Annotated in this window: 25 protein-coding genes; 16 read left to right on the forward strand and 9 right to left on the reverse strand. The window is 51.3% G+C overall.

Annotated features, from left to right (window positions below; genetic code table 11):
- The 3 genes from ACFSOY_RS00030 to ACFSOY_RS00040 all read right to left on the reverse strand — a co-directional run.
- Nucleotides 1–652: ArsB/NhaD family transporter (locus ACFSOY_RS00030; protein ID WP_386044432.1), on the reverse strand; the 652-nt coding region annotated here is incomplete at its 3' end.
- Nucleotides 653–692: 40 nt separating this feature from the next.
- Nucleotides 693–1016 carry an ArsR/SmtB family transcription factor gene (locus ACFSOY_RS00035; RefSeq protein ID WP_386043121.1) on the reverse strand — a complete coding sequence of 108 codons (324 nt, stop codon included), beginning with the start codon at nt 1014–1016 and terminating at the stop codon, nt 693–695.
- A 112-nt stretch (nt 1017–1128) separates the two neighbouring features.
- On the reverse strand, nt 1129–1740 hold the full coding sequence (locus ACFSOY_RS00040; RefSeq protein ID WP_417852002.1) for an ArsI/CadI family heavy metal resistance metalloenzyme: 612 nt from the start codon (nt 1738–1740) through the stop codon (nt 1129–1131).
- A 442-nt stretch (nt 1741–2182) separates the two neighbouring features.
- On the opposite strand from ACFSOY_RS00040, the gene ACFSOY_RS00045 reads away from it, so the two are divergent.
- Nucleotides 2183–2686, forward strand: a complete 504-nt coding sequence (locus ACFSOY_RS00045; RefSeq protein ID WP_386043123.1) for an AAA family ATPase — start codon at nt 2183–2185, stop codon at nt 2684–2686.
- 59 nt (nt 2687–2745) lie between these two features.
- Here ACFSOY_RS00045 and ACFSOY_RS00050 read toward each other — a convergent pair whose 3' ends face one another.
- The 3 genes from ACFSOY_RS00050 to ACFSOY_RS00060 all read right to left on the reverse strand — a co-directional run bounded on the left by ACFSOY_RS00050 (nt 2746) and on the right by ACFSOY_RS00060 (nt 4200).
- Nucleotides 2746–3207, reverse strand: coding sequence for an ArsR/SmtB family transcription factor (locus ACFSOY_RS00050; protein ID WP_386043125.1), 462 nt, complete (start codon nt 3205–3207; stop codon nt 2746–2748).
- 112 nt (nt 3208–3319) lie between these two features.
- Nucleotides 3320–3787: an ArsI/CadI family heavy metal resistance metalloenzyme gene (locus tag ACFSOY_RS00055; RefSeq protein ID WP_386043127.1), complete on the reverse strand. Its 468-nt coding sequence runs from the start codon at nt 3785–3787 to the stop codon at nt 3320–3322.
- 80 nt (nt 3788–3867) lie between these two features.
- Complete coding sequence (locus ACFSOY_RS00060; protein WP_386043129.1) at nt 3868–4200, reverse strand: ArsR/SmtB family transcription factor; 333 nt, start codon at nt 4198–4200, stop codon at nt 3868–3870.
- Nucleotides 4201–4767: 567 nt separating this feature from the next.
- On the opposite strand from ACFSOY_RS00060, the gene ACFSOY_RS00065 reads away from it, so the two are divergent.
- Nucleotides 4768–5802 (forward strand): flavin-containing monooxygenase, encoded by a 1035-nt coding sequence (locus ACFSOY_RS00065; RefSeq protein ID WP_386043131.1) that lies wholly within the window; start codon nt 4768–4770, stop codon nt 5800–5802.
- A gap of 575 nt (nt 5803–6377) precedes the next feature.
- Nucleotides 6378–7544 carry an MFS transporter gene (locus tag ACFSOY_RS00070; protein WP_386043133.1) on the forward strand — a complete coding sequence of 389 codons (1167 nt, stop codon included), beginning with the start codon at nt 6378–6380 and terminating at the stop codon, nt 7542–7544.
- Between the two features lie 139 nt (nt 7545–7683).
- Here ACFSOY_RS00070 and ACFSOY_RS00075 read toward each other — a convergent pair whose 3' ends face one another.
- A complete protein-coding gene (locus ACFSOY_RS00075; protein WP_386043135.1) occupies nt 7684–8667 on the reverse strand; it encodes an arsenic resistance protein in 984 nt (327 codons plus the stop codon).
- A 530-nt stretch (nt 8668–9197) separates the two neighbouring features.
- Between ACFSOY_RS00075 and ACFSOY_RS00080 the strand changes: the two genes are divergently transcribed.
- The gene (locus ACFSOY_RS00080; RefSeq protein ID WP_386043137.1) at nt 9198–9677 is read left to right on the forward strand and encodes a hypothetical protein; all 480 of its coding nucleotides are present in this window, start codon (nt 9198–9200) and stop codon (nt 9675–9677) included.
- Nucleotides 9678–9811: 134 nt separating this feature from the next.
- Here the strand turns inward: ACFSOY_RS00080 and ACFSOY_RS00085 are convergent, their stop codons facing one another.
- Nucleotides 9812–10123 (reverse strand): hypothetical protein, encoded by a 312-nt coding sequence (locus tag ACFSOY_RS00085; protein WP_386043139.1) that lies wholly within the window; start codon nt 10121–10123, stop codon nt 9812–9814.
- Nucleotides 10124–10569: 446 nt separating this feature from the next.
- Nucleotides 10570–10953, reverse strand: coding sequence for a hypothetical protein (locus tag ACFSOY_RS00090; protein ID WP_386043141.1), 384 nt, complete (start codon nt 10951–10953; stop codon nt 10570–10572).
- Between the two features lie 723 nt (nt 10954–11676).
- On the opposite strand from ACFSOY_RS00090, the gene ACFSOY_RS00095 reads away from it, so the two are divergent.
- The 12 genes from ACFSOY_RS00095 (at nt 11677) to miaA (ending at nt 25799) form a co-directional block, all read left to right on the forward strand.
- The gene (locus tag ACFSOY_RS00095; protein ID WP_386043143.1) at nt 11677–12615 is read left to right on the forward strand and encodes a cation diffusion facilitator family transporter; all 939 of its coding nucleotides are present in this window, start codon (nt 11677–11679) and stop codon (nt 12613–12615) included.
- A 255-nt stretch (nt 12616–12870) separates the two neighbouring features.
- Nucleotides 12871–13488 carry an SCO family protein gene (locus tag ACFSOY_RS00100; protein ID WP_386043145.1) on the forward strand — a complete coding sequence of 206 codons (618 nt, stop codon included), beginning with the start codon at nt 12871–12873 and terminating at the stop codon, nt 13486–13488.
- 164 nt (nt 13489–13652) lie between these two features.
- Nucleotides 13653–14228 (forward strand): class I SAM-dependent methyltransferase, encoded by a 576-nt coding sequence (locus ACFSOY_RS00105; protein WP_386043147.1) that lies wholly within the window; start codon nt 13653–13655, stop codon nt 14226–14228.
- A gap of 16 nt (nt 14229–14244) precedes the next feature.
- A complete protein-coding gene (locus tag ACFSOY_RS00110) occupies nt 14245–14853 on the forward strand; it encodes a DedA family protein (protein WP_386043149.1) in 609 nt (202 codons plus the stop codon).
- Entirely contained in the window at nt 14832–15533 is a 702-nt protein-coding gene (locus ACFSOY_RS00115; RefSeq protein ID WP_386043151.1) for a response regulator transcription factor, read from the forward strand. The genes ACFSOY_RS00110 and ACFSOY_RS00115 overlap by 22 nt, the downstream gene beginning before the upstream one ends.
- Nucleotides 15523–17025, forward strand: coding sequence for a sensor histidine kinase (locus tag ACFSOY_RS00120; protein WP_386043153.1), 1503 nt, complete (start codon nt 15523–15525; stop codon nt 17023–17025). Before ACFSOY_RS00115 ends, ACFSOY_RS00120 begins: the two co-directional genes overlap by 11 nt.
- A 148-nt stretch (nt 17026–17173) precedes the next feature.
- On the forward strand, nt 17174–18646 hold the full coding sequence (miaB, locus tag ACFSOY_RS00125; RefSeq protein ID WP_386043155.1) for a tRNA (N6-isopentenyl adenosine(37)-C2)-methylthiotransferase MiaB: 1473 nt from the start codon (nt 17174–17176) through the stop codon (nt 18644–18646).
- Nucleotides 18643–19062, forward strand: a complete 420-nt coding sequence (locus tag ACFSOY_RS00130; RefSeq protein WP_386043157.1) for a YlbF/YmcA family competence regulator — start codon at nt 18643–18645, stop codon at nt 19060–19062. The genes miaB and ACFSOY_RS00130 overlap by 4 nt, the downstream gene beginning before the upstream one ends.
- Before the next feature lie 129 nt (nt 19063–19191).
- On the forward strand, nt 19192–21939 hold the full coding sequence (gene mutS, locus ACFSOY_RS00135; RefSeq protein ID WP_386043159.1) for a DNA mismatch repair protein MutS: 2748 nt from the start codon (nt 19192–19194) through the stop codon (nt 21937–21939).
- Nucleotides 21940–24066, forward strand: a complete 2127-nt coding sequence (mutL, locus tag ACFSOY_RS00140; protein WP_386043161.1) for a DNA mismatch repair endonuclease MutL — start codon at nt 21940–21942, stop codon at nt 24064–24066.
- A complete protein-coding gene (locus tag ACFSOY_RS00145; protein WP_386043163.1) occupies nt 24067–24861 on the forward strand; it encodes a class I SAM-dependent methyltransferase in 795 nt (264 codons plus the stop codon).
- Entirely contained in the window at nt 24858–25799 is a 942-nt protein-coding gene (miaA, locus tag ACFSOY_RS00150) for a tRNA (adenosine(37)-N6)-dimethylallyltransferase MiaA (protein ID WP_386043165.1), read from the forward strand. The genes ACFSOY_RS00145 and miaA overlap by 4 nt, the downstream gene beginning before the upstream one ends.
- Nucleotides 25800–25830: the final 31 nt, after the last annotated feature.

The following is a 25830-nucleotide window of genomic DNA, read 5'->3' on the forward strand; positions in this document are numbered from 1 at the left end:
GTGGCAATAAGGCAAAACACGTTGCTTGAACAGGTGTCACGCGCTGGATATTCCGGAAGAAAAGGTACAAAACCAACAAACTGGCCGCGAGCGAGAAGAAGTTGGGAATGATCATTCTGCTGGCGTATTCAACGAACCCAATGTTGAAATAGTCGGCCGAAACGATGTTCACCAGGTTGCTCACGACGAAAGGAAGCGATGTCGTATCCGCGATAAAGCCGCTCGCGAGTATGAACGGAAATATCATCTTGTCAGGTAACTTCAGCGCTCGAACCTGAGCGAGTACGATGGGAGTGAGGATTAGAGCGGCACCATCATTTGCAAACAAGGCAGCGACCGCAGCCCCTAAAAATACGACATACACGAACATCAAGCGACCGTTGCCTTTCGCTAGACGGGCCATGTGAAGAGCTGACCACTCAAAAAAGCCGATCTCATCCAGTAGCAAGGAGATGAGAATGATCGCAACAAAAGCTAACGTAGCATTCCAAACGATCCCGGTGACTGTCCAAACATCGGCGAAACTCACAACTCCGCAAAGGAGTGCGAGCATTGCCCCTCCGGAAGCCGACCAGCCAATGGAAAGCCCTTTCGGTTGCCAAATCACAAAGACCAGAGTGATCGCAAAGATGGCAATCGCAATCCATGCCATTGAAGACATATTTCCAACCACTCCTTTTAACGAGAGATGTTTACCTACAACATACTTTGCGGCCTTTTGTTTTGAGTTCCTCAATCTGACTGCCCATGTCCGGAAGAACTTTCAGGTTTTCTTGTAGGAACGGATAAAGCGAGCCATCTAAAGAGTAGAAGATCCACTGTCCTTCTCGACGCTCTTGCACCAGCTTTGCGTTTTTGAGTTTTCTTAAGTGCTGAGAAATGGCAGGCTGTGTCATCTGCAAGATCTCGACGAGCTCACAAACACATAGTTCTTCACTTCTCAACAAGGCGAGAATGCGCAAGCGTGTCTTATCTGCTAGGGCTTTGAAGCATTCCTCCAAAACTTCGATCTCCATCTCATCACCTCATCAGTATATAATCATATGCTTATATACATGTCAATCGAGATGCTTTTACATTTCTCCAGAAGCAAAAGCATAGTCCATCGTAGGGATGGACTTTGCCTATTTACTTGCAACAGGAATCGACGGAAGCCAGTTCAGAGGGGGCCGACGGTGCACAGCAAATCGATCCTGCTTGTGGAGCTTGAGCTGACTCGAACTCGGAGTCCGCTTTCGTGTAGAAGATCTCCCACGCATTTCCTTCCGGATCATGGACCCAAATCTTATCCTGTACAGCATAGCAGCAGGTAGTGTTGATTTCATCAAGAGATACAAGGCCGGCTGCTTGGAGACGAGCTTTGTGTGCAATCACCTGTTCTGTGCCCTGCACTTGGAATCCAAGATGATTAAGTGCACCACGGTTCTCATAGGGACGAACGTTCATCGAGAAGTGCAACGGTGGGTTGTTCAGCTCAAATTTCGCATAGTTTTCCTTCACCTTGGTCGGTTCTGTTCCGAAAAAGGCTTTGTAAAACTGGAGGTTCGGTTCAAGAGCCTTTACATTGATGGCAAGATGCATAACTTCCGGATCGATGATGTCCGAAGTTTGTTTCGAGATGTCGATCCCTTTCTTAGCCATCGATTTGACAGCACTCGGGTTCAGACCATGTGCTTCGATGCCTGCACTTCGAACCTCAAATCGGTCACCCAAATACTTTTTCCCGAACCCTTCTGCAATTTGGCTGCGGCAAGAATTTCCTGTGCATTCATCGAGAAATGAAGGGGAGGATTGTTCAGTTCGAACTTTGCGTGGTTCTCTTTGACTTTAGTTGGTTCGGTGCCAAAAAAAAGCGAGGTAAAACTCCAAATTCTCCTCAAGGTTCGTTACATTAATTGCGACGTGTATACGGAAATCAGCCATGATTCTCATCCTTTCATCTACTGAATAATTGTCAACCAGAAGTATAAACCGACTAGCGTAATGAAGAGCGTTGGAAGTGTTAACACAATACCTGTTCAAGGGGCTCGCTTTTCGTAAATCGCAGCTGAGCAAAGTTCAACTAACGTTTCCCGGTAGCGAAATCGTCGTTACTTACTTTACGATACAGTTATCACCCGAAGCCCTCTACTAAGTGTTATTATTGACATAATCTATTTTCGATGAAAAAGGGGTAAAAAATATGATGAACTCTTCGGATTCAACATCAAATAAGAAGGCGATAATTCTGGTGACAGGGATGTCGGGTACAGGGAAATCAACGGTTCTGGTCGAACTTGCTCGTAGAGGGCATAGAGTTATCGACACTGATTACGATGGGTGGAGTGAGAATGTGGATGGTTCCGGGTGGTTGTGGCGAGAGGATCGCATCGATACGCTGCTCACTAGACATACCGAAGGTGCTTTATTCATTTCAGGTACAGTATCAAATCAGGGTAAATTTTACTCGAGGTTTGATGCAATAGTGCTGTTAAGCGCCCCCCTTGAAGTAATCCTTGAACGTGTGGCTTCCCGAAAGACGAACGAATATGGAAAAACTGCCGAACAACGTGAAGAAATTGTACACTATGTCAACACTGTCGAGCCTCTATTACGTGCTGGAGCTACAATTGAAATTGATACCCGCACGCCACTTGATCAAGTTGCAACCGAGCTTGAGCTCATTGCCAAGAATCCAGCAATCTAATACTTTATTTTCACAGACAAACATCTACAATATAGTCTAGAATGAACGTCCATGAAATCTTAAGATAAATGGACATGAAAAAGGGGCGTCGCTGTCACCAAGACCAAACATGTGGATATAATTGGATATCCATTGGTGACCTCGCTATATTCGTTTTCTTTTGCATCATTTTCGCTTAGCGTACGTTTTCCGCGTTTTGTTGGCGGTACCCCTTTAAGGCCTTTCTGCTTGAGTTCCTCAATCTGACTGCCCATGTCCGGAAGAACTTTCAGGTTTTCTTGTAGGAACGGATAAAGCGAGCCATCTAAAGAGTAGAAGATCCACTGTCCTTCTCGACGCTCTTGCACCAGCTTTGCGTTTTTGAGTTTTCTTAAGTGCTGAGAAATGGCAGGCTGTGTCATCTGCAAGATCTCGACGAGCTCACAAACACATAGTTCTTCACTTCTCAACAAGGCGAGAATGCGCAAGCGTGTCTTATCTGCTAGGGCTTTGAAGCATTCCTCCAAAACTTCGATCTCCATCTCATCACCTCATCAGTATATAATCATATGCTTATATACATGTCAATCGAGATGCTTTTACATTTCTCTAGAAGCAAAAGCATAGTCCATCGTAGGGATGGACTTTGCCTAATTACTTGCAACAGGAATCGACGGAAGCCGGTTCAGAGGGGGCCGACGGTGCACAGCAAATCGCTTCTGCTTTTGGAGCTTGAGCTGACTCGAACTCGGAGTCTGCTTTCGTGTAGAAGATCTCCCACGCATTGCCTTCCGGATCATGGACCCAGATCTTATCCTGTACAGCATAGCAGCAGGTAGTGTTGATTTCATCAAGAGATACAAGGCCGGCTGCTTGGAGACGAGCTTTGTGTGCAAGCACCTGTTCTGTACCCTGCACTTGGAATCCAAGATGATTAAGTGCACCACTGTTCTCATAGGGACAAACGTTCATCGAGAAGTGCAACGGTGGGTTGTTCAGCTCAAACTTCGCATAGTTTTCCTTCACTTTGGTCGGTTCTGCTCCGAAAAAGGCTTTGTAAAACTGGAGGTTCGCTTCAAGCGACTTTACATTGATGGCAAGATGCATACGCAACTGAGACATTGGAGATCTTCCTCTCTGGTTTTGGTTTTGGTTTTGGAGTGCATTCAGATCAAAAAAGTTTGATATGAGGATCAAAAAAATTAGCAGCCGGAAGGACCTTTCAGTCGGAAGAGACAGCAAAGCTCGTCGGAGAGGATGTGGTTGACTTCTTTTTGATTGATTTGGTAGTAGTTCCACTTTCCCTGCATCTCCACTTGAATCAGCTCCTGATCGAGCAAGATCTTCAAATGGTACGAGAGATTGGATTGCGGCATATCGATCATCTCGACCAGATCACACACGCATACCTTGCCGTGTTGAACCAGCAAGTTCATGATGTGCAGACGCTTCGCGTCCGAGAGCGCTTTGAACTTCGCTTCGTATTTCTTAAATAGATCGGCGGATACTTCCGAGGTCATTGGGAGCTCTTGCATTTTGTACACCTCATATCAAAAATCTTTGATTTGTCTCTCTGCAGACATTTTATTCGATCTGGAAAGAATGTGCAAGGTCAAATCAAAAAAATTTGATGTTCATGATTGGCATGCTCAGTACAAATGATTATTTACCCATAACACAGGAGTAGGATGAGCACCTCTCAGGCTGTAGGACTATCGAGGATATCCTCGATATGGTCTAAAGGGGTAGAGCGATGATCAAGGTGCAATAAATCAAAAATAGAAATTCAAAAACAACCTTCCGAGCTAGAGCAGGAAGGTTGTTTGATAGTATCGGTTGACATTGGAAGATTGACAAAATACACCTGTCCGTGTATCTTTATCACAAATATATGAACATATGATCATATATAATATGTGATCGTGATGAAGCAGGCATTCTTCATACTTAGCTGTGATCGCTGATCGTGGCGCTACGTTGATCGTTGTCGCCAATGCCATGCGACTCATGCTTAGTCGTTAAAGCGGAAGACAAAAACGGCTGCCATCGAAATTGATGCTTGCCTTTCGATCGGTCGTAATTCTGGAAAGGGTGATGGTCTGATGGAATACAACTTTGAAGTCGTGGTAATCGGCGCAGGACAAGCGGGGCTGTCCATGGGATACCACTTAGGTCAAAAAGGCGTATCCTATACGCTTCTGGAAGAGCATCCAAGAGTAGGCGACTCTTGGCGAAACAGGTATCAATCGTTGGAACTGTTCACCCCGCGAGAGTATTCAGCATTGCCAGGGCTCAAGATGATTGGAGAACCAAAAGGATATCCCACCAAAGACGAAGTAGCCGACTATTTAGAAATGTATGCGGAGCATTTCCAGATGCCAGTCATGCTCAACACTTCTGTGCAGGCGCTACAAGCGGTTCCGAACGGTTTTCGAATCTCCACGAGTCGTGGAGACATTCACGCTCATAAAGTGGTGGTTGCAATCGGAGCGTTTCAAAAACCGTTTACCCCGGCATTATCTGGAACTGTGGCAGACAGCGTGTTTCAAATACATGCGGCCGATTATCGCGATCCGTCCCCGTTGCGCGACGGAGCTGTCCTCGTGGTAGGAGCTGGAAACTCTGGTGTTCAGATTGCACAGGAGCTGACCGAAAAGCATCAGGTCATCCTGTCGGTCGGGAAAGAGATGAAATTTTTGCCAAAAGAGTGGATGGGACGCAGCATCTTCAAATGGATGGATCTAACTGGAGTTGCAAAGGCCACTGTAGATAGCAAGCTAGGCAGATTCATTCGCAAAAACGACCCGATTATCGGGTTTGAAGTCAAAGCGTTTTTAAAATCGGGCGCGATTCAATTGCGCCCGAGAACGAAGTCTGCCAATGGCAACGAGATCGTATTTGAAGACGGTTCGTCTTGTGAAGTTCAAAATATTATTTGGGCAACCGGATATCGCAGTGATTACAGGTGGATCAAGTTATCAGGATTGTTTGATGAGGATGGAAACGTGATTCATCAGCGCGGTAAGACACCGGTGCCGGGGATCTTTTTCCTCGGGCTGTCGTGGCAATATAGAAGAGGTTCAGCGCTGTTGATGGGCGTAGGGGAAGATGCTGAATACTTGGCGGGTTGGATGTAAGGGCAAGCGACACTCTTAGAATGAACAGGCCGTGATCAAATGGACACGGCTTACCGCACCGGATGTGGCTTTTCGATCGCTGGTGGGATAAGGGCGAGGTGTGGGGCGGCAGTGGCAAGGAGGGGGCAGATGCCGATCGTATCTGAAGACGCTTGGAGCGAGATGGAGTATGTGCTGCAAGAAGCTTTCGCCCTGTTCCGAAATTCGGGTCGCCTCTCTCATTAGCCAAGTCGCCGAATCTTGACTTACATTAGCGAACATGTTATTTTGATCTTTATCGAAACATTGGCGAACAGCAAGTATAGGCTTTGAAAATACTCTATGGCCGCTAATCTTAATTAGCGGCCATGTATTAGTTTGCGCGGAATAAACATCCGCTTTTTAATGATTTATATCCTTGTCTTATGGGGATTCGTGTTTTTGTGGCGGTGAATGAGGCGATCTAATATAGAGGATTTTTAATTTATAGCAGAGAGGTGAGTTGAATTGACTAGAGATATTAGCCGATTCAAAAACGTTTCAGTGTTCCAAGCGCTTCTAAATTAAACACAATAATTTAGAAGCGAGGGAGAAATATGGGTAATCAAAGAATCGTAAACAAGTCATTTCTTTTGTTATTTTTCAGCAACTTTTTCGTTTTTATTGGGTTTGAAATGTTGCTCCCAATTTTGCCAGCCTATTTGTTGTCTATCCATGCATCTTCTATTCAAGTAGGTTTGGTCACAGCGTTATTTTCGATCGGCGCTGTGCTAATCAGACCTTTTGTGGGCTACTACTTGATTGATAACCAACGGAAACGATTAACCATTGGTGCAAGTGCAGCGTTGATGCTTATTACGCTTGTATATCCTTTCCTCAGCAATGTATGGCTGTTTCTCTTTTTCCGTTTTTTCCATGGCATTGCCTGGGGAGTATCAACAACCGCCAATAGTACGATCGCAGTCGATTTAATTCCCAAGAAACGATTAGGAGAGGGGATGGGGTATTTTTCCGTTTCCACAACGGTTGGTGCGATCATAGCACCGAGTGTAGGTATCTTTATCTACGACTCTTTCTCCTTCCAACATTTGATATGGTCATCCGTAGCACTCAGTTTTTTGGCAGTAATGACGCTTCTAGCGATGCGGTCACCTGCTCCTGTTCAGGGTGAGAAACCAACCTTTCAATTTGTGAAAACGATTTTCGAAAAAGACGCATGGTTTCCCGCACTCTTGATGGTAATCACAACGTTTCCTTTTGGAGCTGTTGTTACTTTCCTCGTTCTTTTCGGTCAAGAACAGGGATTGGATCGTATTTTTCTGTTCTTCCTTATCAATGCGGCCGTCTCAACTGCATTACGTCCGTTTACTGGCAAATGTTATGATAACAAAGGGCCGTGGTTGATCATCATCGGATCAGCCATATTAGGATTTTTGTCGCTGCTCATCTTGTCTTATGCAACCAATGATCTTCAGCTTATTATCGCGGCGATTTTATTTGGTGCAGGATATGGAACAGTAACACCTTCCTTGCAAACATGGGCGGTTCAGAAGGTAAGTAAAGAAAAAAGCGGAGCGGCCAATGCGACTTTTTTTTCCAGTTTTGACGTTGGTGTTGGAGTTAGCGCATTTGTACTAGGTATTTTCGCTAAATGGATTAGTTTAGCTTTGATCTTCCGGATAGTTAGTATATGTTTTATTGTTGTTGCTTTTTTAGCCTATAAGGATTATAGGAAAGAAAAGAAAAAGGGAAAATTGAACTAAAAACAAAACCGTCTCTATGTTCGATAGAGGCGGTTTTGTTTTGGAATTATATCGGCCAGCCGGCAACGGCGCCCGAATCAGCCTACCACCACCAGCATAGCGCCCTGCTCAGCTCGACCCGGTCGCCGTTGCACGCTGGCTAAACCGAGCTTACCATCGCATCTCCTCTCAGGATCAACTTTGGAACAAGACGGATATAGATCAATTCCCCGATGATTTCAACCAGTGTCTGCGTCACGATGACAGCGGTGACCAAGCTGCTGGTGTCTGCAGGTAAAGCTAGCGCGAAGGGAAGAACCACCAGCGAGTTGCGGGTTGCACCGCTGAAGATTAACGCGCGCCCCGCCCCGATATCCAGTTTGAACCATCGGGCGAGAAAACGGGAGATAAAAGGCGTGATCGCCATAAAAGCGATGTAGATGGGGATCACAGATCGAATCATCTCGAAAGACCCGGACAGCTTGCCGATTTGGGAGGCGACGATGACGAATAGTGTGATCGCCATGAAAGGTACGGGAATCCAAGCTGAAGCTTCCAGAAGACCTGCCCCCAGCCGACCTCGTTTCGCTACCGCTTGGATGAGCAAAGCGATGGCTAACGGGAGCGCGATCAGCTCGAAGAATGATTCGAAGAACGGTGCAAAGTGCACAAGCTTCGACGCTTCCTCGCCCATAAAAAGCCATAGGTAGACGGGCAACAGCAACATCTGGGTGACAAAAAGCAGGGGAGTGGCGATGAGGATCAATTTTTCATTGCCGCGCCCAAGCTGGGTGAAGACGATGACATAATCGATGCAAGGTGTGAGCAGGACGAGAAAAACGCCGAGCAACAGCGGCGGGTGATCAGGAAGAAACCGCGTCAAGATCCAAACGAGGATCGGGATGAACAAATAGTTGACGGTGAGCAGCGCATAGATAAATCGCCGATTGCTCAGCGCTTCTTTGATGCGAAAAAATGGGATCTGAGAAAACATCCCGTACATCAGGATGCCGAGGCTGATCGAAATCCAGCTGACGAGGTTCGAACCGAAATCTGTCCAGAGCAATCCCACTCCTGCAGCGAGTGCAAGCGTTGCAATATAGACCCATACTTGATTGTTTTCCAGTTGTTCTCTTGTGATCATGAGGAGACCCTCCACTTCCAAACCATAACTCACCGACTATTGTAACATCTCTGTTCCTTCATCGGTAATCATGCTTTCTGGATGCATTGTGGGCGTAGATGAGGACATTCGTGATCGCACATGTCATTCTATCATCGAGATATGGGAGCAGAAAAAGGGGAAACAGGTGTGGCAAAAAATAAGGAGCCTGTGTTACAGATAATCGGGGAGGAAAGATCGAATCGAGGGGAGCAGGGCACAAAAAGCAGAGACCGCATGTCTTGGCCTCTGCTTGAGAGCTGCTCTAGCAATTAGCCGGGCCTATCGCTCAGTTGGCAGAGCGGCCGAGTCTTAATCTGTCGGTCGCAGGTTCGAGCTCTTCTGGGATAACCAAACAAATATGCATAAATGAATATCTACTAGCCGTTCATACCTGAATGCACGCGAAATAGTAATGTTGTGAAAACGAAATCAGCCAAATTCAGGATAACATATAAAATGATTATCCGGTAACATGAATATGTAATTACAAAAAAGAAGGGGTGTTATTGATGAAGAAATTGGTTGTTGGAATGCTCTCTGCTTTAGTTCTCACACTCGCGGTCGCTCCTCATGGAGTAAATGCGGCAAATTATCAGGACGGCTATGAGAACAACGATAAGTTTGCAGACGCGTATCCGATTGGGCAAAAACCATTTGCGATTTTGGCAAGCCTTTGGGGAGATCCTACAACATCAACTAAAAGTGGATGGGATGAAGATTTTTACGAGGTCACAAGTTCAAGTCAGAATGAATTGGAAATCACTTTGCAGGTTCCCAAGAACAGTGCTACTGTAACTTATGATTACGACTTAGAACTCTATGACGCAAACTTCAACTTGGTCGCGTCTTCTAAGAATAGCGGAAACAAAGACGAAAAGATTGTGCGAAACTTACAAGGAAAAAAGCATTACATCAGAGTGTATAGCTATAACGATTCGTATACAACCAGCAAGTACATCTTGACTGGTCTGGAACGCTTTTTAGGGTAGGCGATAGAAGGGACATCAAGAAAACCAATCTGCACAACCGAAGCTCACCTCTCACGAGGTGGGCTTCTTTGCTTGCAGGTTAGAGGCCACAGCATTTGCTTGGATCAATAAAAAAGGAGGCGAGAGCCTCCTCCTTAGGGAATTCTATCCACCTTGCGCACAAGCCCTGAGTAATGCGCTTGAATCTTGTCACCGATAATTTCAGTATCGTCCAGGGAAAGTCTGCCAACGTAAAAATTACTATCTGCGTAATCATAATAGAAAGGGACAGTCGTCCCGAGAGGGTAGTCTACGTACACGTGAACAACTTTTGAATGGGGGAAGATACTTTCTACACTTGCTGAGGTTAGACTGGAAGTACCAAGGCTAACAGGGGCTGCACTAGCGGATGAAGCGATTGCTAGGGCGGAGAAAACAGCAAGAGTACCAATTGCTAGTTTTTTCACTGTTTATCAACTCCTTATATTTTAAATTTAGTATAACATCGGGAAACCGAGCGTGTTTTCTTGAAAAATTGCGCTTTAGAGAAGCTGGGGTACTATTTGCGGCACAAAATCATGCATTATCGCCAATATATATTCATTTATGAATATTAGGAGAAGTGCAAGCATAAAAGCTCATCACGCGCTGAAGACAGCGCCGTCTGATGGGCTTCTTTGCTTGCAGTTGCCAACAAAAAAAAGGAATCGGAACGATGTCCCCGACAGAAGCTCGCATGTTCAACAAAATGGCAGAGGAGATCCGCCAGACCGCGGTAACGCCACGCAGTCAGCAAGGCAAGAGGTGTGTGGATCAGGATGGGTGCTTGGCTGAGCAGATAATCCGTCTACAGCAAGAGAAAGCCGCCCATTCTTTGTTAAGAGAAAGGACGGCTTGATCTTATGACAGCATGTTACCAAGAGATTGTGCCAGTGGTCGTCGAAGGGGTGTTGCAAACGACTTCGAGATAGTAATCGCCAGACTTCAGTTTAGAGCTGGACGAGAAACCGATCGATCGGTTTCCACTTTGAAGGAACTCCGGAATGATCTCATCATCAAAGATAATGCCCTTCTTGTAGACTGAGTAGTAGCATGCAGAAGTAACACCGGAAACTGTAGCGCTTTGAGACCCTGAAACGTTCAAGTAAGCATCCGAAGTAAGGGTGAAGTTTTTCTTTTGAGGAACCCAGGTACCAGAGTGGGTGAAGCTGTACGTAGTCGATCCTGCGTACGCAACCGTTGCAACAGCAGTGATCATACCAACGGCGGCTAAAGATGCAATCAATTTTTTGTTCATTTGAGAACCTCCAGACTATTTGTTATTTACTACCTGAGCACATAATATTATATTTTAAATAAGAAGTCAAATAGTAAAATAAAATCGAATAGCAAAAGCATCGATGAGATGCGGCTGGAACATTACCTGCGCATCAAAGAAACGAGAAAAGGGCTGGGATGCGTAGAATTTGGCGAAAAGTGGATGGACGACCTTGAGAAAACAATGATTGCCCCCATCGCACCCCGAAACTAATGAGTATGAGCGCATCGACTACCAGACGGATGCTGATGATAAACACCTTAGAGAAGTGCCACCGATCAGCTACTTCCATAACAATCCCATTCTGTAAGCCTTGACAAGATGGAAGGATGTGTTATAAATAATATATGATCAATTGTTCATATATTTGTTTTATTGACAAAAGACGAAGAGATACAAAACGAATCGATGGAGAAAAAAGCATTGCACCACTTTCAAACGGAGTGGTGATAAAAGGAAAGGGATCGATACGCTCCCAGTGTGGTACAAGTACAATCTGCAAGGAAGTACGCGCATCCTGACTGTTCTCACAAAGTGGTGCTGTTATCGACAGGTCGGGAGAACTTTGCGGAGCAAAACGTGCGACGTCGGGGAAGTAAAGAAGCAGACCTTTCAGCAGAGAATGGAAACGAAACGACAAAAGCAACACAAAAGAGAGACCGCGTAGAAAATCCCGTAAATCATCGTGCAGGAGGGAATGGCATGGGACACCATCATAAACATGGACATCATCATCACCATCATGGAGACGGCAGCAAGCGTTCGCTGACCATCGCGCTTGTGATCACAGGCGGCGTGTTTGTAGCAGAGTTGATCGGGGGGATCATGACGAACAGCTTGGCGCTGCTCTCCGATGCGGCCCATATGTTTAGCGACGTGGCGGCGCTGTTGCTCAGCTTGATCGCCATCTGGCTGGCTCGAAAGCCGGCCACGTTGCGCCGTACGTTTGGGCTGCACCGCGCTGAAATTTTAGCTGCGCTGTTCAATGCGCTCACGCTGATTCTCGTCACAATCTACATCTTTTGGGAAGCGTATGAGCGCTTTCAAGATCCACCTGAGGTGCAGAGCGGATTGATGCTCGTCGTGGCGGTGATCGGATTGCTGGCCAACCTGATCAGCGCATGGTTCCTCGCCCGCGGTGGCGAACACAAGCACAACCTCAATGTGCGCGGTGCGCTCCTGCACGTGCTCGGAGATGCACTCGGTTCGGTCGGCGCGATCGGCGCGGCCCTGGTCATCATGTTCACCGGTTGGAAGTATGCCGATCCGATCATCAGCGTGATCATCGGGGTGTTGGTGCTGATCAGCTCCTTCCGCCTGTTGAAAGATACTGTGCTGGTGTTGTTGGAAGTCGTCCCTGCGCAGATCGATCTGGGGGAGGTCAAGGAAGCGATGCGATCCGTACCTCATGTCCAGCACGTATACGATCTGCATGTGTGGACGATCACCTCCAGCTTTCTCTCGATGAGCGGTCATGTGGTGATCGATGAGGCGAGCAAGAGCGATCAGGTGTTGCGGAATCTGGAAGCGGTGTTGAAGGAGCGATTCGGCTTAACGCACACCACCATTCAGATCGAAACGAAGAACGGCCGAACAGACCTGCACGATTGCCCAGCGCAAAGCGATCATTCGCACCGATAGAGCCGCACCCGGCATGAAAAAGAGCAAAATCGTGCTTTGTTCGAAATTTGGTAACTGATATCGGTGGCAACATGGTTGACGGTCAATCCGATTCGAGATACATTGTCCATGAACATTTGTTCATGTGTACACGAACGAGAGAGAGATGGAGAGAAGCTAGCGGGGCGGAGTTCAAAAAGAGCCGACCGGCTCAGGACATAACGATCTGCTTCGTCGTCCACGACGAACCCTGCTGACTGAAGGGAGACAAGCACGATGAGGATCAGGAAACAAGTATGGGTGGCGGGGATCATTCTGCTGGTGATCGCGCTGGTAGCGGGGCTTTGGCTCTGGAAACAATCGGCTGCCGATCAGCTGGAGATCGTAAGCGACGCGCCCGACTTCACGTTGCAAAACTTAGAGGGCAAAGATGTGACCTTCAGCGATCTAAAAGGCAAGACGAAGATCGTCGAGTTTATCTTCACCAACTGCCCGGACGTCTGTCCGACCACGACTGCGCAACTTGTGCAGATTCAGAAGCAGTTGAAAGAGGACGGTCTGTTCGGCAAAGATGTAGAGTTTGTCACGATCACCTTCGATCCGGAGCGAGATACGCCTGAAGTCTTGAAGAAGCACGCGGAGGCGATGGGCATCGATCAAAACGGATGGTCGATTCTGCGCGGTGATGTGGCGACCACGAAGAAGGTTGTCGAAGATTACTGGGTCTACGCGGAAAAGCAACCGGATGGAAGCTTCATCCACTCTTCGCGCTCCCTGTTTTTGATCGACGAGAAAAACCAGATCCGCAAGATTTACTCGATGGGGGAAGAGATGCCTCGCGAGGAGATTCTGGCAGACATCAAGACGCTTGAAAAGGGATTCTTTTCTTTCTAAGATAATATGAGTGAAGCGATCTGACGACATCGGGCGGATCGCTTCACTCTTTTTTTGTTTCAGACTGAACGCGATCCCTTCAGTTTTTCTTAAGAAATTCCCCTCTTTTGTCCTAAGAAGTTTTCGATAGGATGTGAACAAGACGAAAAGGGGGAATGAAAAAAATGTTCGAATCGACAGCAGATTCTACAACTTTCGATAGATGGGTCTTTCTTTCCAAATTTTTGAGCGCACCCAAACAGGTGGGATCGATCCTACCGAGTTCACAACATCTGACGCGCAAGATGATGAGCCATGTTCCTTGGCATGAGGTCGACAGCATCGCCGAGTTAGGAGCAGGCACCGGCGTGTTTACGCGCGCGATCTACGATCGCCTGAGCCAGGGCGGTAAAGCGATCATCTTCGAATATGATGATGCGATGCGCGACCGGCTGATCGAAAGGTGGCCCAGCCTGAACTATTGGAGCGATGCGACCGAGCTGAACCAAGCGCTTTCGATCAGCAAGATGGGCGAGCTCGACTGTGTGATCTCCGGTCTGCCGTTTGCCAACTTTGAGCAGTCGCTGCGCGATAAACTGCTCGACGAAGTGGTCAGCGCGTTGCGTCCAGGGGGGCTGTTCATCGCCTTTCAATATTCGTTGCAGATGCGAAAGCAGTTGCGACAGCGCTTTTCGAGCGTCAAGGTCGACTTCGTGCCGCTAAATGTTCCGCCGGCGTTCGTCTACGTCTGCCGAAAATAGAGGGGGAGATGGTAAAATGAGTCTGGAGCTGTTGCTTGGATGGATTGGGCAGTACGGCTATCTGGCGCTATTTTTCGCCCTTTGGCTCGGCATCATCGGGCTGCCGATCCCCGATGAGAGTGTGGTGATGGCTGGCGGGTTCGTCGCGTCAACCGGGCTGTTGCACAGCGTGCCCGCCTTTTTGCTGACCTATCTCGGCGTCGTCTCGGGCCTTTCGCTCGGCTATCTGATCGGTCGGCGGGCAGGGGCGCCGATACTCGACAAGATCGGCAGCAAGCCGAAATGGGCTAAGCACCTAGCAAGCTCCCAACGGCTGCTCCGCCGCTATGGCCCGGCTGCGCTCTGCGTGTCCTACTTGTTGCCGGTGGTGCGGCACATCGTGCCTTATCTGGTCGGGGCAGGCAAGATGAGCTTTGCCCGCTATGCGCTCTATTCCTACACGAGCGGGCTGATCTGGACCTCGCTCTATTTTGCCCTCGGCTATCTGTTTGGCGGATATGCGGAAGCGATCGCGTCTGCCGTCACCACCTACGGCATGTATGCGCTCTATGCGTTGCTTGGCGCAGGTGCGATCCTGTTTGTGGTTTCAAGGAGGGAGTTCCTTTGGAAAAAGAGACGATATTGATCGTCGATGATGAAAGAGAGATTCGCAATCTGATCGAGATCTATCTTAAAAACGAAGGGTATCAGGTGCTGCAAGCGGAGGATGGTCAACAGGCGATCGACCTGCTCGAAAATACGGATGTCGACCTGATCATCCTCGATATCATGATGCCTACACTAGATGGACTGACCTTTACTTTACAAGTCCGCGAGCAAAAAGACATGCCGATCATCATGCTCTCCGCCAAGTCGCAAGATCTGGACAAGATCCACGGGCTCAGCACCGGAGCGGACGACTATATGACCAAGCCGTTCAATCCGCTTGAACTGATCGCTCGCGTGAAATCCCAATTGCGCCGCTATGTGCGGATCAACAGAGCGCCCGTTCAGCCCAGACAGGAGAATGAGATCGAGCTGGACGATCTGCTGATCAACACCGCGACGCACGAAGTTCGCGTCGGCGGGCGGGACGTGCGACTCACACCGACCGAGTTTGACATCTTGGAGTTGCTCGCTCGCAACCGCGGCATGGTGTTCAGCGCGAAGCACATCTATGAAAAAGTGTGGAAAGAGCCGTTTTATCGCTCCGACAACACGGTGATGGTCCACATTCGAAAAATCAGGGAAAAGATCGAAGAGAACAGTCGCAAGCCGAAGTATATCAAAACGGTGTGGGGAGTGGGATACAAAATTGAGACGTAGACTGGTCGGCCTGATCAAGAATCTCGTCAAGCGTGTTCAGCGAAGTCTGCGGACTCAACTGATCCTGACCTTTGTGTTCTGTTTGGCGTTTGCGGCTGCCATCGAGATCGTGATCATCCAGCTGCTTGAGGACAAGTTTGCCAGTCGCTACGTCGAAACGTATACCGGAATGAAGGAAATGGAGCATCAGACCCAGCATTTAGCGGGTGTGATCAACCGGGTGCAAGAATTGTATCCGCTCGATCCGGCGAGCCAAAAGAGCGAAATTCAAAACCTGCTGAACGACGGAGAGCGCGACACTCTGGCGAATACGGCAACTTTTCGCATCGTCGATGAGAAGGGCGAAGTGATGATCAGATCGGAAAACGCGAGTCGGGAAAGCGTAAACTTATCCGATCTGTTGCGCCGAGTGATGGAGCAGCGCAACCAAACTCAATTTTTAGATCAAACGTCAGCCTTCGTCACCCTGTATCCGGTCGAATTTGTGGACAAGGAAGCCTATCTGATCTGCACGGGCATTCCCAGAGAGGAAGTGCAACAGGGGGAGAAGTTCACCGAGGCAGGGGCGTTGCTGTTCGTCGTCATCTTTCTGTTTTTGTTCTATCAGATCACCAAGCGCAAGACAGACTATATCGAAGAGCTGTCGCGCGAGCTGAAGGTGATCTCCCAAGGAAAGCTCGGCCATCGCGTCCGCAAAAGGGGAGAAGATGAGCTTGGCATCCTCGCACACAGCATCAATCAGATGGCGGAGGATCTGGAGGCGAAGATCGAAGAAGAGCGGAAGGCGGAGCGGTTGAAAAACGAGCTGATCTCCAACGTGTCCCACGATCTGCGCACGCCGCTCACCTCGATCATCGGCTATCTGCGCTTGCTGCACGAGGGTCGTGCGAAGACGTCGGAAGAACAGCGGGAATATTTGCGCATCGCCTTTGGGAAGTCGGAGCAGTTGCAGCGACTGGTGGAAGACCTGTTCGAGTACACCAAGCTGTCCCATCATGACGTTCGGTTGGCCAAGCAGATCGTCTCGCTCAATGAGCTGGTCGGTCAGATCAGCGAAGAGTATGTGCCGCTGCTGGAGGAGAGCGAGCTGCAATTGGTCAGCAAGCTGTCCGAACGGGAGCTCTCGGTCGATCTCGATCCGGAGAAGATGGTTCGCGTCTTCGAAAACCTGCTGATCAATGCGATCAAGTACAGCCACAAGCCGAGCGTGGTGGAGCTTTGTTTGCAAGAGCAAGACGGAGGTGCCTTGCTCCTGTTGCGAAACAGGGGAGACGACATCGCACAAGAACAGTTGGAACGCCTCTTCGAGCGCTTTTATCGGCTGGATCAGTCTCGCTCGACAGACAGTGGCGGATCGGGCCTCGGCCTTGCGATCAGCAAGAGCATCGTCGATCTGCACGGCGGGAAGGTCTGGGCGACGAGCAACGCGGGTGTGATCACGTTTTACGTATGGTTGCCAGTGGCAGAACCACAAGCGGAGCGGCAGTTGTGAACGTTCGTCCACTCGGATCGTCGCATCAGGACCTGATGATATTGGCAGGTGTGTCAGAGCGGTGAAACGAGAATCCTACCACTGTATTTCCCTCTCGAATTTCGATATAATGGCATTTAGTCATGGAAGAAAGAGAAAGGGGATTTGTATGAGCGCAAACAATGAGGGATTCATTCATATAGACGACCTTGACCAGCATGCTGCCGATACGCATCGACCGACGATCGCAGAGCGCCAGCGCGTCGACTATCGCGAGATCGCGAAGGAAGTCGGACGTCTGGGCGAAGGGAAATCATACTTCATCCGCACGCATGGCTGTCAGATGAACGAACACGATACGGAGATCATGTCTGGCATGTTGGAGGAGATGGGCTACCGTCCGGCTAAAGACATGCTCGATGCCGATTTTATCCTCTACAACACATGTGCGGTCCGGGAAAACGCGGAGGTCAAAGTCTGGGGAAACCTCGGGACTTTGAAACCGCTGAAAGCAAAAAATCCGAACTTGATCATCGGCCTCTGTGGCTGTATGGCACAGGAGGACGTTGTGCGCGAGCGCATTCGCGTCACACATCCGCATGTGGACATCGTGTTCGGAACGCATAACGTCCACGTGTTGCCGAGCTTGATCGAACAGGCGCACCACAGCAAAGAGACGATCTTCGACGTATGGGATGCTGCTCACGAAGGCACGATCGAAAACCTGCCAAAAGTTCGCAAGGACGATGTGCGCGCCTGGGTGAACATCCAATATGGCTGCAACAAATTCTGCACCTACTGCATCGTGCCGTTCACTCGCGGGGAAGAGCGCTCCCGCCTGCCAGAAGATGTGGTCGAGGAGATCAAGCAGTTGGCAGAAGAAGGCTATAAGGAGATCACCTTGCTCGGCCAAAACGTCAACGATTACGGTCTCGACCTCGGCAATGTCGATTTTGCCGATCTGCTCGAACTGGTCGCACAGGTGGAAGGGATCGAGCGCATTCGCTTCACCACCTCCAACCCGTGGAACTTTACCGACAAGCTGATCGATACGATCGCCCGCCACAAGAAGATTCCGAACTACATTCATCTGCCGGTGCAGTCGGGCTCTTCGCAAGTTTTGCGCCGCATGAAGCGCGGCTATACGCGCGAGGAATATCTCGATCTGGTCAACCGGATTCGCACGCGCATCCCCGATGTGGCGTTGACCACCGACATCATCGTCGGTTTCCCCGGCGAGACGGAAGAGCAGTTCCAAGAGACCGTATCGCTGCTGGAAGAGGTGCGCTATGAAGGCGCGTACACGTTCGTCTACTCGCCGCGCGCCGGGACGCCAGCAACTCGCCTGCAAGACGATGTGACGGAAGCGGAAAAGAAACAGCGCCTTTATCGCCTAAACGAAGTGCAAGATCGAATCTCCTTCGAACAGAACCAAAAGCTGGTCGGCCAAGTGTTGGAAGTGCTGATCGACGGGAAGTCGAAAACGAACGCAGAAGTGCTGCAAGCTCGTTCCGAGTCGAACAAACTGGTTCATCTCACCGGCGCTGACGAACTGGTCGGCCAACTGGTTCATGTGAAGATCACCGAAGCGAAGACATGGTATCTGCGCGGAGAAGCGCTGCCGCAGGGGGTGCAAGTATGAGCGACATTCTCACCGCACACAAAGAGCTGAGCGAGCGCGCCGCACAGATCGGCGAAATGGTCACGAAGTCGCTTGAGATGTCGATCTTCAAGCAGGCGGAGCGCGATCTGCAAAAGCATCAGGAAGCGCAAGATCTGATCGCAGACCTTCAGCAAAAGCAAGCGCAAGGCAGCGAGGTCGATCATCTGCTCGACCGTCTGGAAGGGCTCGATGTGGTGCGCCACTTCACGGTGGCCCAACAGGGGCTGTCCGATGTGGTCGCCCATGTGACCAAGATTCTGACCGCAACGCTGTCCGACCGCCTCGACATCTTGCTGGAACAGCAAGGGGGTTGCGGCTCCTGCCCATCGACCGGCTGTGATGGCACATCTGGAAATGCCGGCTGTGAAGGCGGTTCGACCTCCTGTCACGCGTAATGCATGTACGAACGGAAAAGTCTGATCCCTCTGCAGAGGGATCAGACTTTTTGCTTGCAGCAGAAGAGGACTTCTCTTCCTGACATTTGTTATAATGGACAGGAATGTGAGGAGAGCGGGAGGATATGAATGGCTAAGTACACACCGATGATGCAACAGTATATGGACACAAAAGCGCAAGTGCCTGATGCGTTGCTGTTTTTCCGTCTCGGCGACTTTTATGAGCTGTTTTTTGACGATGCGGTGGCAGCTGCGCGCGAGTTAGAAATCACGCTGACCGGACGGGCTGGCGGATCGGATGAAAAGATCCCGATGTGTGGAGTGCCCCATCATTCGGCAGAAAACTATATTTTGCGCTTGGTGGAAAAAGGGTACAAAGTGGCGATCTGCGACCAGGTGGAAGACGCGTCCGCAGCGAAAGGGATCGTGCGCCGCGAGATCGTGCGCGTGGTGACACCGGGCACGGTGATGGAGAGCAAAGCGCTTCAAGAGAAGGCCAACCTCTATCTGGCGGCGGTCACCGCGAAGGACGGCGCTTATGGCTTGGCGTTTTGCGACCTGTCGACCGGGGAGCTGTCTGTCGTCGAGCATGAGGATGAGCAAGCGATGTTCGATGAGATGATGCGCTTCCAACCGGCCGAAGTGGTCGTTCCAGCTGGTGAAGAACAGAGCGAGTATGCCCTGACGATCAAGGAGCTTTTGCGCACCGTCTTGACCGCAGCAGGCGAGAAGACACATCGCCAGGACCGGGCGAGCGAAGCGCTGCTCGGACATTTTGGCGTGATCTCCGTCGATTCGTTCGGCTTGGCACAGCACCCGCTCGCCATATCGGCTGCCGGCATGCTGCTCACCTATCTGTTGTCGACGCAAAAGCGCAGTCTAGGTCACTTGAAGATGCCTTCCTATATCACCAGCGACGAATATATGACGCTTGATTCGTTCTCGCGTCGCAACTTGGAGCTGATCGAGACGCTTCGCGACAAGAGCAAGCACGGGGCGCTGTTAGGGCTGCTCGATGAGACGGTGACCGCGATGGGCGGTCGGCTGCTGCGCCGTTTTGTGGAGCGGCCGCTGGCGAACAAGCGGCGGATCGAGGAGCGCCTTGACTCGGTAGAAGAACTGCACGACCACCTGCTGCTGCGGGAGGATGTGCGCCAACTGCTCAATCTGGTCTACGATCTGGAGCGCTTGGTGGCGCGGGTCGCGTACGGGTCTGCCAATGCGCGGGATCTGCAGGCGATCGGCTCGTCGCTGTCGATCTTGCCCGACCTGAAGGAGCGGCTGGGGGGGACGGCTGCTACACTGCTGACCAGCATCGCGGAGGGGATCGTCGACTTCGCTCCGCTCGTCGATCTGATCGAGCGCGCTGTCGTGGACGAGCCACCTGTGTCGGTGCGAGATGGGGGCGTGATTCGCGACGGATTTGACCCCTATTTGGATACGCTGAAGCAGGCTAGCCGTGAAGGAAAGCGCTGGATTGCCAACTTGGAAGCTGCGGAGCGCGAGAAGACGGGCATCAAGTCGCTCAAAGTCGGATTCAATAAAGTGTTTGGCTATTATATCGAGGTGTCGCGCGCCAATGTGCAATATGTGCCGGATACCTACGAGCGCAAGCAGACGCTGACCAACGGGGAGCGCTATGTGACGCCTGAGCTCAAGGAGAAGGAATCGTTGATCCTCGAAGCGGAAGAGAAGCTGATCGACCTGGAATACCAGACGTTCGTCAAGGTGCGCGATGAGGTGGCCTCCTGGCTTGCCAACATTCAGCTGGCTGCCGAGTCGATCGCTTTGGTCGACGTGTTGCAGTCGCTCGCGACCGTGTCGAGCAAGCGCCGCTACGTGCGACCTGAGATCATGACGGACGACCGCATCGAGATCATCGAAGGGCGGCATCCGGTGGTCGAGGCGATGCTAAAAGGGGAGCCGTTCGTCGCCAACGACACGGTGCTCGACAACGGAAGCAACCAGATCTCGCTGATCACCGGCCCGAACATGGCGGGGAAATCGACCTACATGCGCCAGGTGGCGCTGATCGTGCTGCTCGCTCAGATCGGGAGCTTTGTGCCGGCAGATCGAGCGCAGATCGGGATCGTCGATCGCGTCTTCACCCGCATCGGGGCGTCTGACGATCTCGCAGGTGGTCAGTCGACCTTTATGGTCGAGATGGTGGAACTGGCCAACATCTTGCATCATGCCACGCCAAAAAGCTTGATCATCCTCGACGAGATCGGGCGGGGAACCTCGACGTTCGATGGGATCTCGATCGCACAGGCGGTGGTGGAGTTTCTGCACGAAAACCCGCAGGTGGGTGCCAAGACGCTGTTCGCCACCCATTACCATGAGCTGACAACGTTTACCGAATCGTTTGCAGGCGTGCGCCACTATTCGACGCACGTGCAGGAAAAAGGCGAGGGGATCGTCTTTTTGCGGAAGATTCTCCCCCAAGCGGCAGACCGCTCCTACGGGATTCAAGTGGCGAAGCTGGCCGGGCTGCCGCAGGAAGTTTTGGCGCGAGCGCGCGAAATTCTTGCGGAGCTTGAACAGGGGAAGTCTGATGTGCGACCGACAGGGTATGCACAGCCCGATCCGCTCGGCGGTGCGATGATCTTGCGCGAAGAGCCTGTGGCAGCCGCACAGGTGGAGACAGAAGATGAGGGACGGTCAGTTGCGCCAGAGGCGGTGCAGAAGGGCAAGAAGCGGGCAGGGAAAGAGAAGGATGATTCTTCTACCCTGCAGCTGTCCCTGTTTGGCGATGCGACGCTGGAGCATGAGATCGTCGAGAAGCTGCGCAGCGTCGATGTGATGAGATTGACGCCGCTCGATGCGATCAACCTGATCTACCAGCTTCACCAAAAAGCGAGGGGTGGTGCGGAATAGATGGGAACGATTCAAACCTTGAGCGACCTGCTCGCCAACAAGATCGCAGCCGGTGAGGTGGTGGAGCGACCCGCCTCGGTGATCAAAGAGCTGCTGGAAAATGCGATCGATGCGCAGAGCTCGACGATCGCGGTGGAAATTGAGCAGGGCGGGCTTGACCTGATCAAAGTCTCCGATGATGGCATCGGCATGGGGACAGAAGATGCGCTCAAAGCGTTTGAGCGCCACGCGACGAGCAAGATTCGCACAGACAAAGATCTGTTTCGCATTCGGACGCTCGGCTTTCGAGGGGAGGCACTGCCTTCGATCGCCTCTGTCGCCAAGGTGGAAGTCAAGACACGAACCCAAGAGGCGAACGAGGGGATGCGGGTCGTGATCGAAGGTGGCAAACTGGTCGCCCATGAGGTGTGTGCGGCCAAAAAAGGGACGGAGATCGCCGTTCGCGATCTGTTTTATAACACGCCAGCGCGATTGAAATATCTAAAGTCGATCCAGACGGAGCTCGGGCATGTGCTCGACTATGTGAACCGCATGGCGCTCGCCCATCCGCACATCTCGTTTCGCCTGTACCACAACGGGCGGCAGGTGATTCAAACGCCGGGCGATGGGAAGCTGCTCCACGCGGTGGCGGCGATCTATGGAAGCGACCTCGCGCGGCAGATGGTACAGGTGCAATGGGAGACGTACGACTACAAGATCGAAGGCGTCGCCGGCTTCCCTGAGCTAAACCGCGCCAATCGCAATCATTGTTCGTTTTTCATCAATGGGCGGTTTGTGAAAAGCTACCAGCTGCTCAACGCGGTGCAGTCAGCCTACCACACTTTGCTTCCGATCAATCGCTATCCGGTGGTCGTGCTGTCCCTGACGCTCGATCCGGGACTTGTCGATGTGAACGTCCATCCGAACAAGTTGGAAGTTCGCTTTTCGCAGGAAAAAGATGTGATGGCGGCCGTGCAACAGGCGGTGGAAGAAGCGTTAAAGGGTCAGACCTTTATTCCGAAGGCCACCGCCAAGTCGTACCAGAATGAACCGAAGGAAAAGATGTTGCAGGAGAAGATGGACCTGCGGGTGATCTCGCCGCCGAGGCAGGAGTCGGAGCCGCCGGACAACGTCCGCCCGAGCGCGTCAGCAGGGGCAAACGGGCCGCGGTACAGAGAACCGCTTCCGCAAGGCGGTGCGCTCGTCCGCGAAACACCGTCCACTTTTTACGGTGCGAAAGAGCGGGAGCGAGACCAGCCGCTCTCCCGTCAGCAGGTGGAAGCTGCGCTCGGAGCATATAGTCGACCGGAAGCTGGTGAGAACGCAGATGTGAGCTCTCCAACTGCGGTGCAGGGGGCGGCGCCAGATGCGTTCGCCCGCGGGCAGGAAGCGAGTGCCGAGCTGCGAGCGCAGGAGAGCAGCTCGCACCGCATGGAGCGATCGGCAGGGCAGATCGATTCGAGCAACTCGGCGATCGATGAGCGACAGGATGTTAGCGTCAACGATATGCGCGAGGGCACGATCGAGAGCGAGGAGCGTGCAGGGGAGCGGGAACAGCGACCGAACTTGCCACAGTTTCAGCCGGTGGCGCAGGTGCTCGGCATGTACATCGTGGCGCAGGATGATACCGGCTTGTATCTGATCGACCAACATGCGGCGCATGAGAAAGTGCTGTTTGAAAAGTTTTCACAAAAGCTGTCGACAAGGCAAATTCGTCCGCTTCCGCTGCTGGTACCGCTGACGCTCGAACTGACAGCCGCAGAGTCGGCGAGGCTGGAAGAGAAGATCGGAGCGCTCGCCGAATGTCAGATCGAAGTGGAGAGCTTCGGCGACAGAACGTTCCTGATCCGCTCGGTGCCAGACATCTGGGAAGGGCTGCCCACGCAAGGGCTGTTGCAAGAGCTGATCGACGAATTGCTGCAAGAGGGCAGCACGAAAAATCCGTTGCAACTGATCGAGGACAAGGTGATCAGCAAAGCGTGCAAAGCGGCGATCAAAGCGAACCGCTGGTTGTCGATGCCGGAGATGATCGCCCTGTGCGACCAGCTGAGGGAATTAAAAAATCCGTTCACCTGCCCCCACGGTCGACCGATCATCATCCACATGTCGACCTATGATCTGGAGAAGCAATTTAAAAGGGTGATGTAGTTGCAAAATCGAACGATTACGGTCACGACCGGATTGAAAGCGCGCGATGAATATGTGGCGCAAGCAAAGCAGTACGCGGCGGAGATCGGTGGCGTATATGTGGAGCGCCGAAAGCGTGGCTTGGGCAAGATGCAAGAGATTTACGGCGATCCGTTGCTCGTCGTGTCGGAGCGCGTCAAGCTGCACATCGGCGAGGAGGAATTCTTTTTTCATCCAAGCATGGCAAATACGAGAATTAAGCGGCTGACATCTGGCGACAATGATATCGTAATCGAATATTCGGATGCTCGTCCGGGGGATGTGATTCTCGATTGCACACTCGGGCTTGGCTCCGACTCGATCGTCTTTGCGCATGTTGCAGGTGAGAGCGGGCGAGTGATCGGCATCGAATCATCAAATGTGATCGCCTATTTGGTCAAGCGCGGTCTGCAGGAGGTCACAGTTGATGTAAAGGCGGTCAATGCGGCGATGCGACGCGTCGAGGTGATCTGTGCAGATCATCTCGACTACATGCGAACGCTGCCAGATCGCTCTGTCGATATCGTCTACTTCGATCCGATGTTTCGCCGCACCGTCGAAAAATCGCATGCGATCGAGCCGATGCGCGTCTTAGGCGATGACCGCCCGATCACCGCAGCAGCGATTGCGGAAGCGAAGCGCGTGGCGAGGCGGCGCATCGTGATGAAAGAGCGCTGGTACTCGAAAGAATTTGAGCGGCTAGGGTTCAAACTGTTGCGCAAATCTTCCGGTTCGACCAACTATGGCGTGATTGATCTGGAGGGAGCGGGCAGATGAAGAAGGAAAAATTGAGAGTGTTGATCATCGTCGGACCGACTGCAGTTGGCAAGACGGCGCTGAGCCTCGCCTGTGCCAAAGCGTTTGATGGCGAGATCTTGTCGGCCGACTCGATGCAGATCTATCGGGGGATGGATATCGGCACAGCCAAGATTCGACCAGACGAGATGGAGGGCATCCCCCATCATGGGCTCGACCTGGTCGATCCTGACCAGCCGTTTACGGTGGTGGAGTTTCAACGCTATGCAGATCGAGTGATCCGCGACATTCATCAACGCGGCAAGCTGCCGATCATCGTCGGCGGCACGATGCTGTATGTAAAATCGCTGATCGACCCGATGGATTTTACCGAAGCGAAGGAAGATCCTGAGTTTCGTCAGCAGCTCTGGCAACAAGCGGAAGAGCAGGGTGGCGAACTTTTACATAAGCGCTTGCAGGAAATGGACCCTGTGACAGCAGATCGCCTGCACCCCAATGATATCAAGCGGGTGATTCGCGCTTTGGAGGTGCATCACACAACAGGTGTGCCGATGTCACAATCGTTCGGCAACCAAGCGAACGAAGGCATGTACGAGCCGGTGTTGGTCGGTCTGAACCTTGAGGACAGGCAGGAGCTGTACGAGCGGATCAACAGGCGGGTGGAGATCATGATCGAGCAAGGATTGCGAAACGAAGTGGAAGATCTGCTGGCCCAAGGATATCATCGCGACCTGCAAAGCATGCAGGCGATCGGCTACAAAGAGATCGCCGACTGCTTGGCAGGGCGCTTGACGCTTGCAGAAGCGATCGAATCGGTCAAACAGGGTTCGCGGCGCTATGCGAAGCGTCAACTTTCTTGGTGGCGCAGAGAAGAGCGAATCTGCTGGTTTGATGTCGAGAAAACGAAAGAAAGGGATCGTATCCAAAAAATCCAACTCCTGTTAGAAGGAATTTCATAGAAGGGGTACGAATACCATATAAAAAAAGAGA

Origin of the sequence: Tumebacillus lipolyticus, from assembly GCF_042682745.1 — a bacterium.
Lineage (GTDB): Bacteria > Bacillota > Bacilli > Tumebacillales > Tumebacillaceae > Tumebacillus_A > Tumebacillus_A lipolyticus.

What these genes read in the sequence shown, in the direction of transcription:
- ACFSOY_RS00090 (WP_386043141.1), bottom strand. Translation starts at nt 10,953, where the DNA reads ATGAACAAAAAATTGATTGCATCTTTAGCCGCCGTTGGTATGATCACT.
- ACFSOY_RS00130 (WP_386043157.1), top strand. Translation starts at nt 18,643, where the DNA reads ATGAGCGACATTCTCACCGCACACAAAGAGCTGAGCGAGCGCGCCGCA.
- miaA (WP_386043165.1), top strand. Translation starts at nt 24,858, where the DNA reads ATGAAGAAGGAAAAATTGAGAGTGTTGATCATCGTCGGACCGACTGCA.
- ACFSOY_RS00070 (WP_386043133.1), top strand. Translation starts at nt 6,378, where the DNA reads ATGGGTAATCAAAGAATCGTAAACAAGTCATTTCTTTTGTTATTTTTC.
- ACFSOY_RS00060 (WP_386043129.1), bottom strand. Translation starts at nt 4,200, where the DNA reads ATGCAAGAGCTCCCAATGACCTCGGAAGTATCCGCCGATCTATTTAAG.
- mutL (WP_386043161.1), top strand. Translation starts at nt 21,940, where the DNA reads ATGGGAACGATTCAAACCTTGAGCGACCTGCTCGCCAACAAGATCGCA.
- ACFSOY_RS00095 (WP_386043143.1), top strand. Translation starts at nt 11,677, where the DNA reads ATGGGACACCATCATAAACATGGACATCATCATCACCATCATGGAGAC.
- ACFSOY_RS00065 (WP_386043131.1), top strand. Translation starts at nt 4,768, where the DNA reads ATGGAATACAACTTTGAAGTCGTGGTAATCGGCGCAGGACAAGCGGGG.
- ACFSOY_RS00075 (WP_386043135.1), bottom strand. Translation starts at nt 8,667, where the DNA reads ATGATCACAAGAGAACAACTGGAAAACAATCAAGTATGGGTCTATATT.
- ACFSOY_RS00035 (WP_386043121.1), bottom strand. Translation starts at nt 1,016, where the DNA reads ATGGAGATCGAAGTTTTGGAGGAATGCTTCAAAGCCCTAGCAGATAAG.
- ACFSOY_RS00045 (WP_386043123.1), top strand. Translation starts at nt 2,183, where the DNA reads ATGATGAACTCTTCGGATTCAACATCAAATAAGAAGGCGATAATTCTG.
- ACFSOY_RS00080 (WP_386043137.1), top strand. Translation starts at nt 9,198, where the DNA reads ATGAAGAAATTGGTTGTTGGAATGCTCTCTGCTTTAGTTCTCACACTC.
- ACFSOY_RS00105 (WP_386043147.1), top strand. Translation starts at nt 13,653, where the DNA reads ATGTTCGAATCGACAGCAGATTCTACAACTTTCGATAGATGGGTCTTT.
- ACFSOY_RS00050 (WP_386043125.1), bottom strand. Translation starts at nt 3,207, where the DNA reads ATGGAGATCGAAGTTTTGGAGGAATGCTTCAAAGCCCTAGCAGATAAG.
- ACFSOY_RS00055 (WP_386043127.1), bottom strand. Translation starts at nt 3,787, where the DNA reads ATGTCTCAGTTGCGTATGCATCTTGCCATCAATGTAAAGTCGCTTGAA.
- miaB (WP_386043155.1), top strand. Translation starts at nt 17,174, where the DNA reads ATGAGCGCAAACAATGAGGGATTCATTCATATAGACGACCTTGACCAG.
- mutS (WP_386043159.1), top strand. Translation starts at nt 19,192, where the DNA reads ATGGCTAAGTACACACCGATGATGCAACAGTATATGGACACAAAAGCG.
- ACFSOY_RS00100 (WP_386043145.1), top strand. Translation starts at nt 12,871, where the DNA reads ATGAGGATCAGGAAACAAGTATGGGTGGCGGGGATCATTCTGCTGGTG.
- ACFSOY_RS00110 (WP_386043149.1), top strand. Translation starts at nt 14,245, where the DNA reads ATGAGTCTGGAGCTGTTGCTTGGATGGATTGGGCAGTACGGCTATCTG.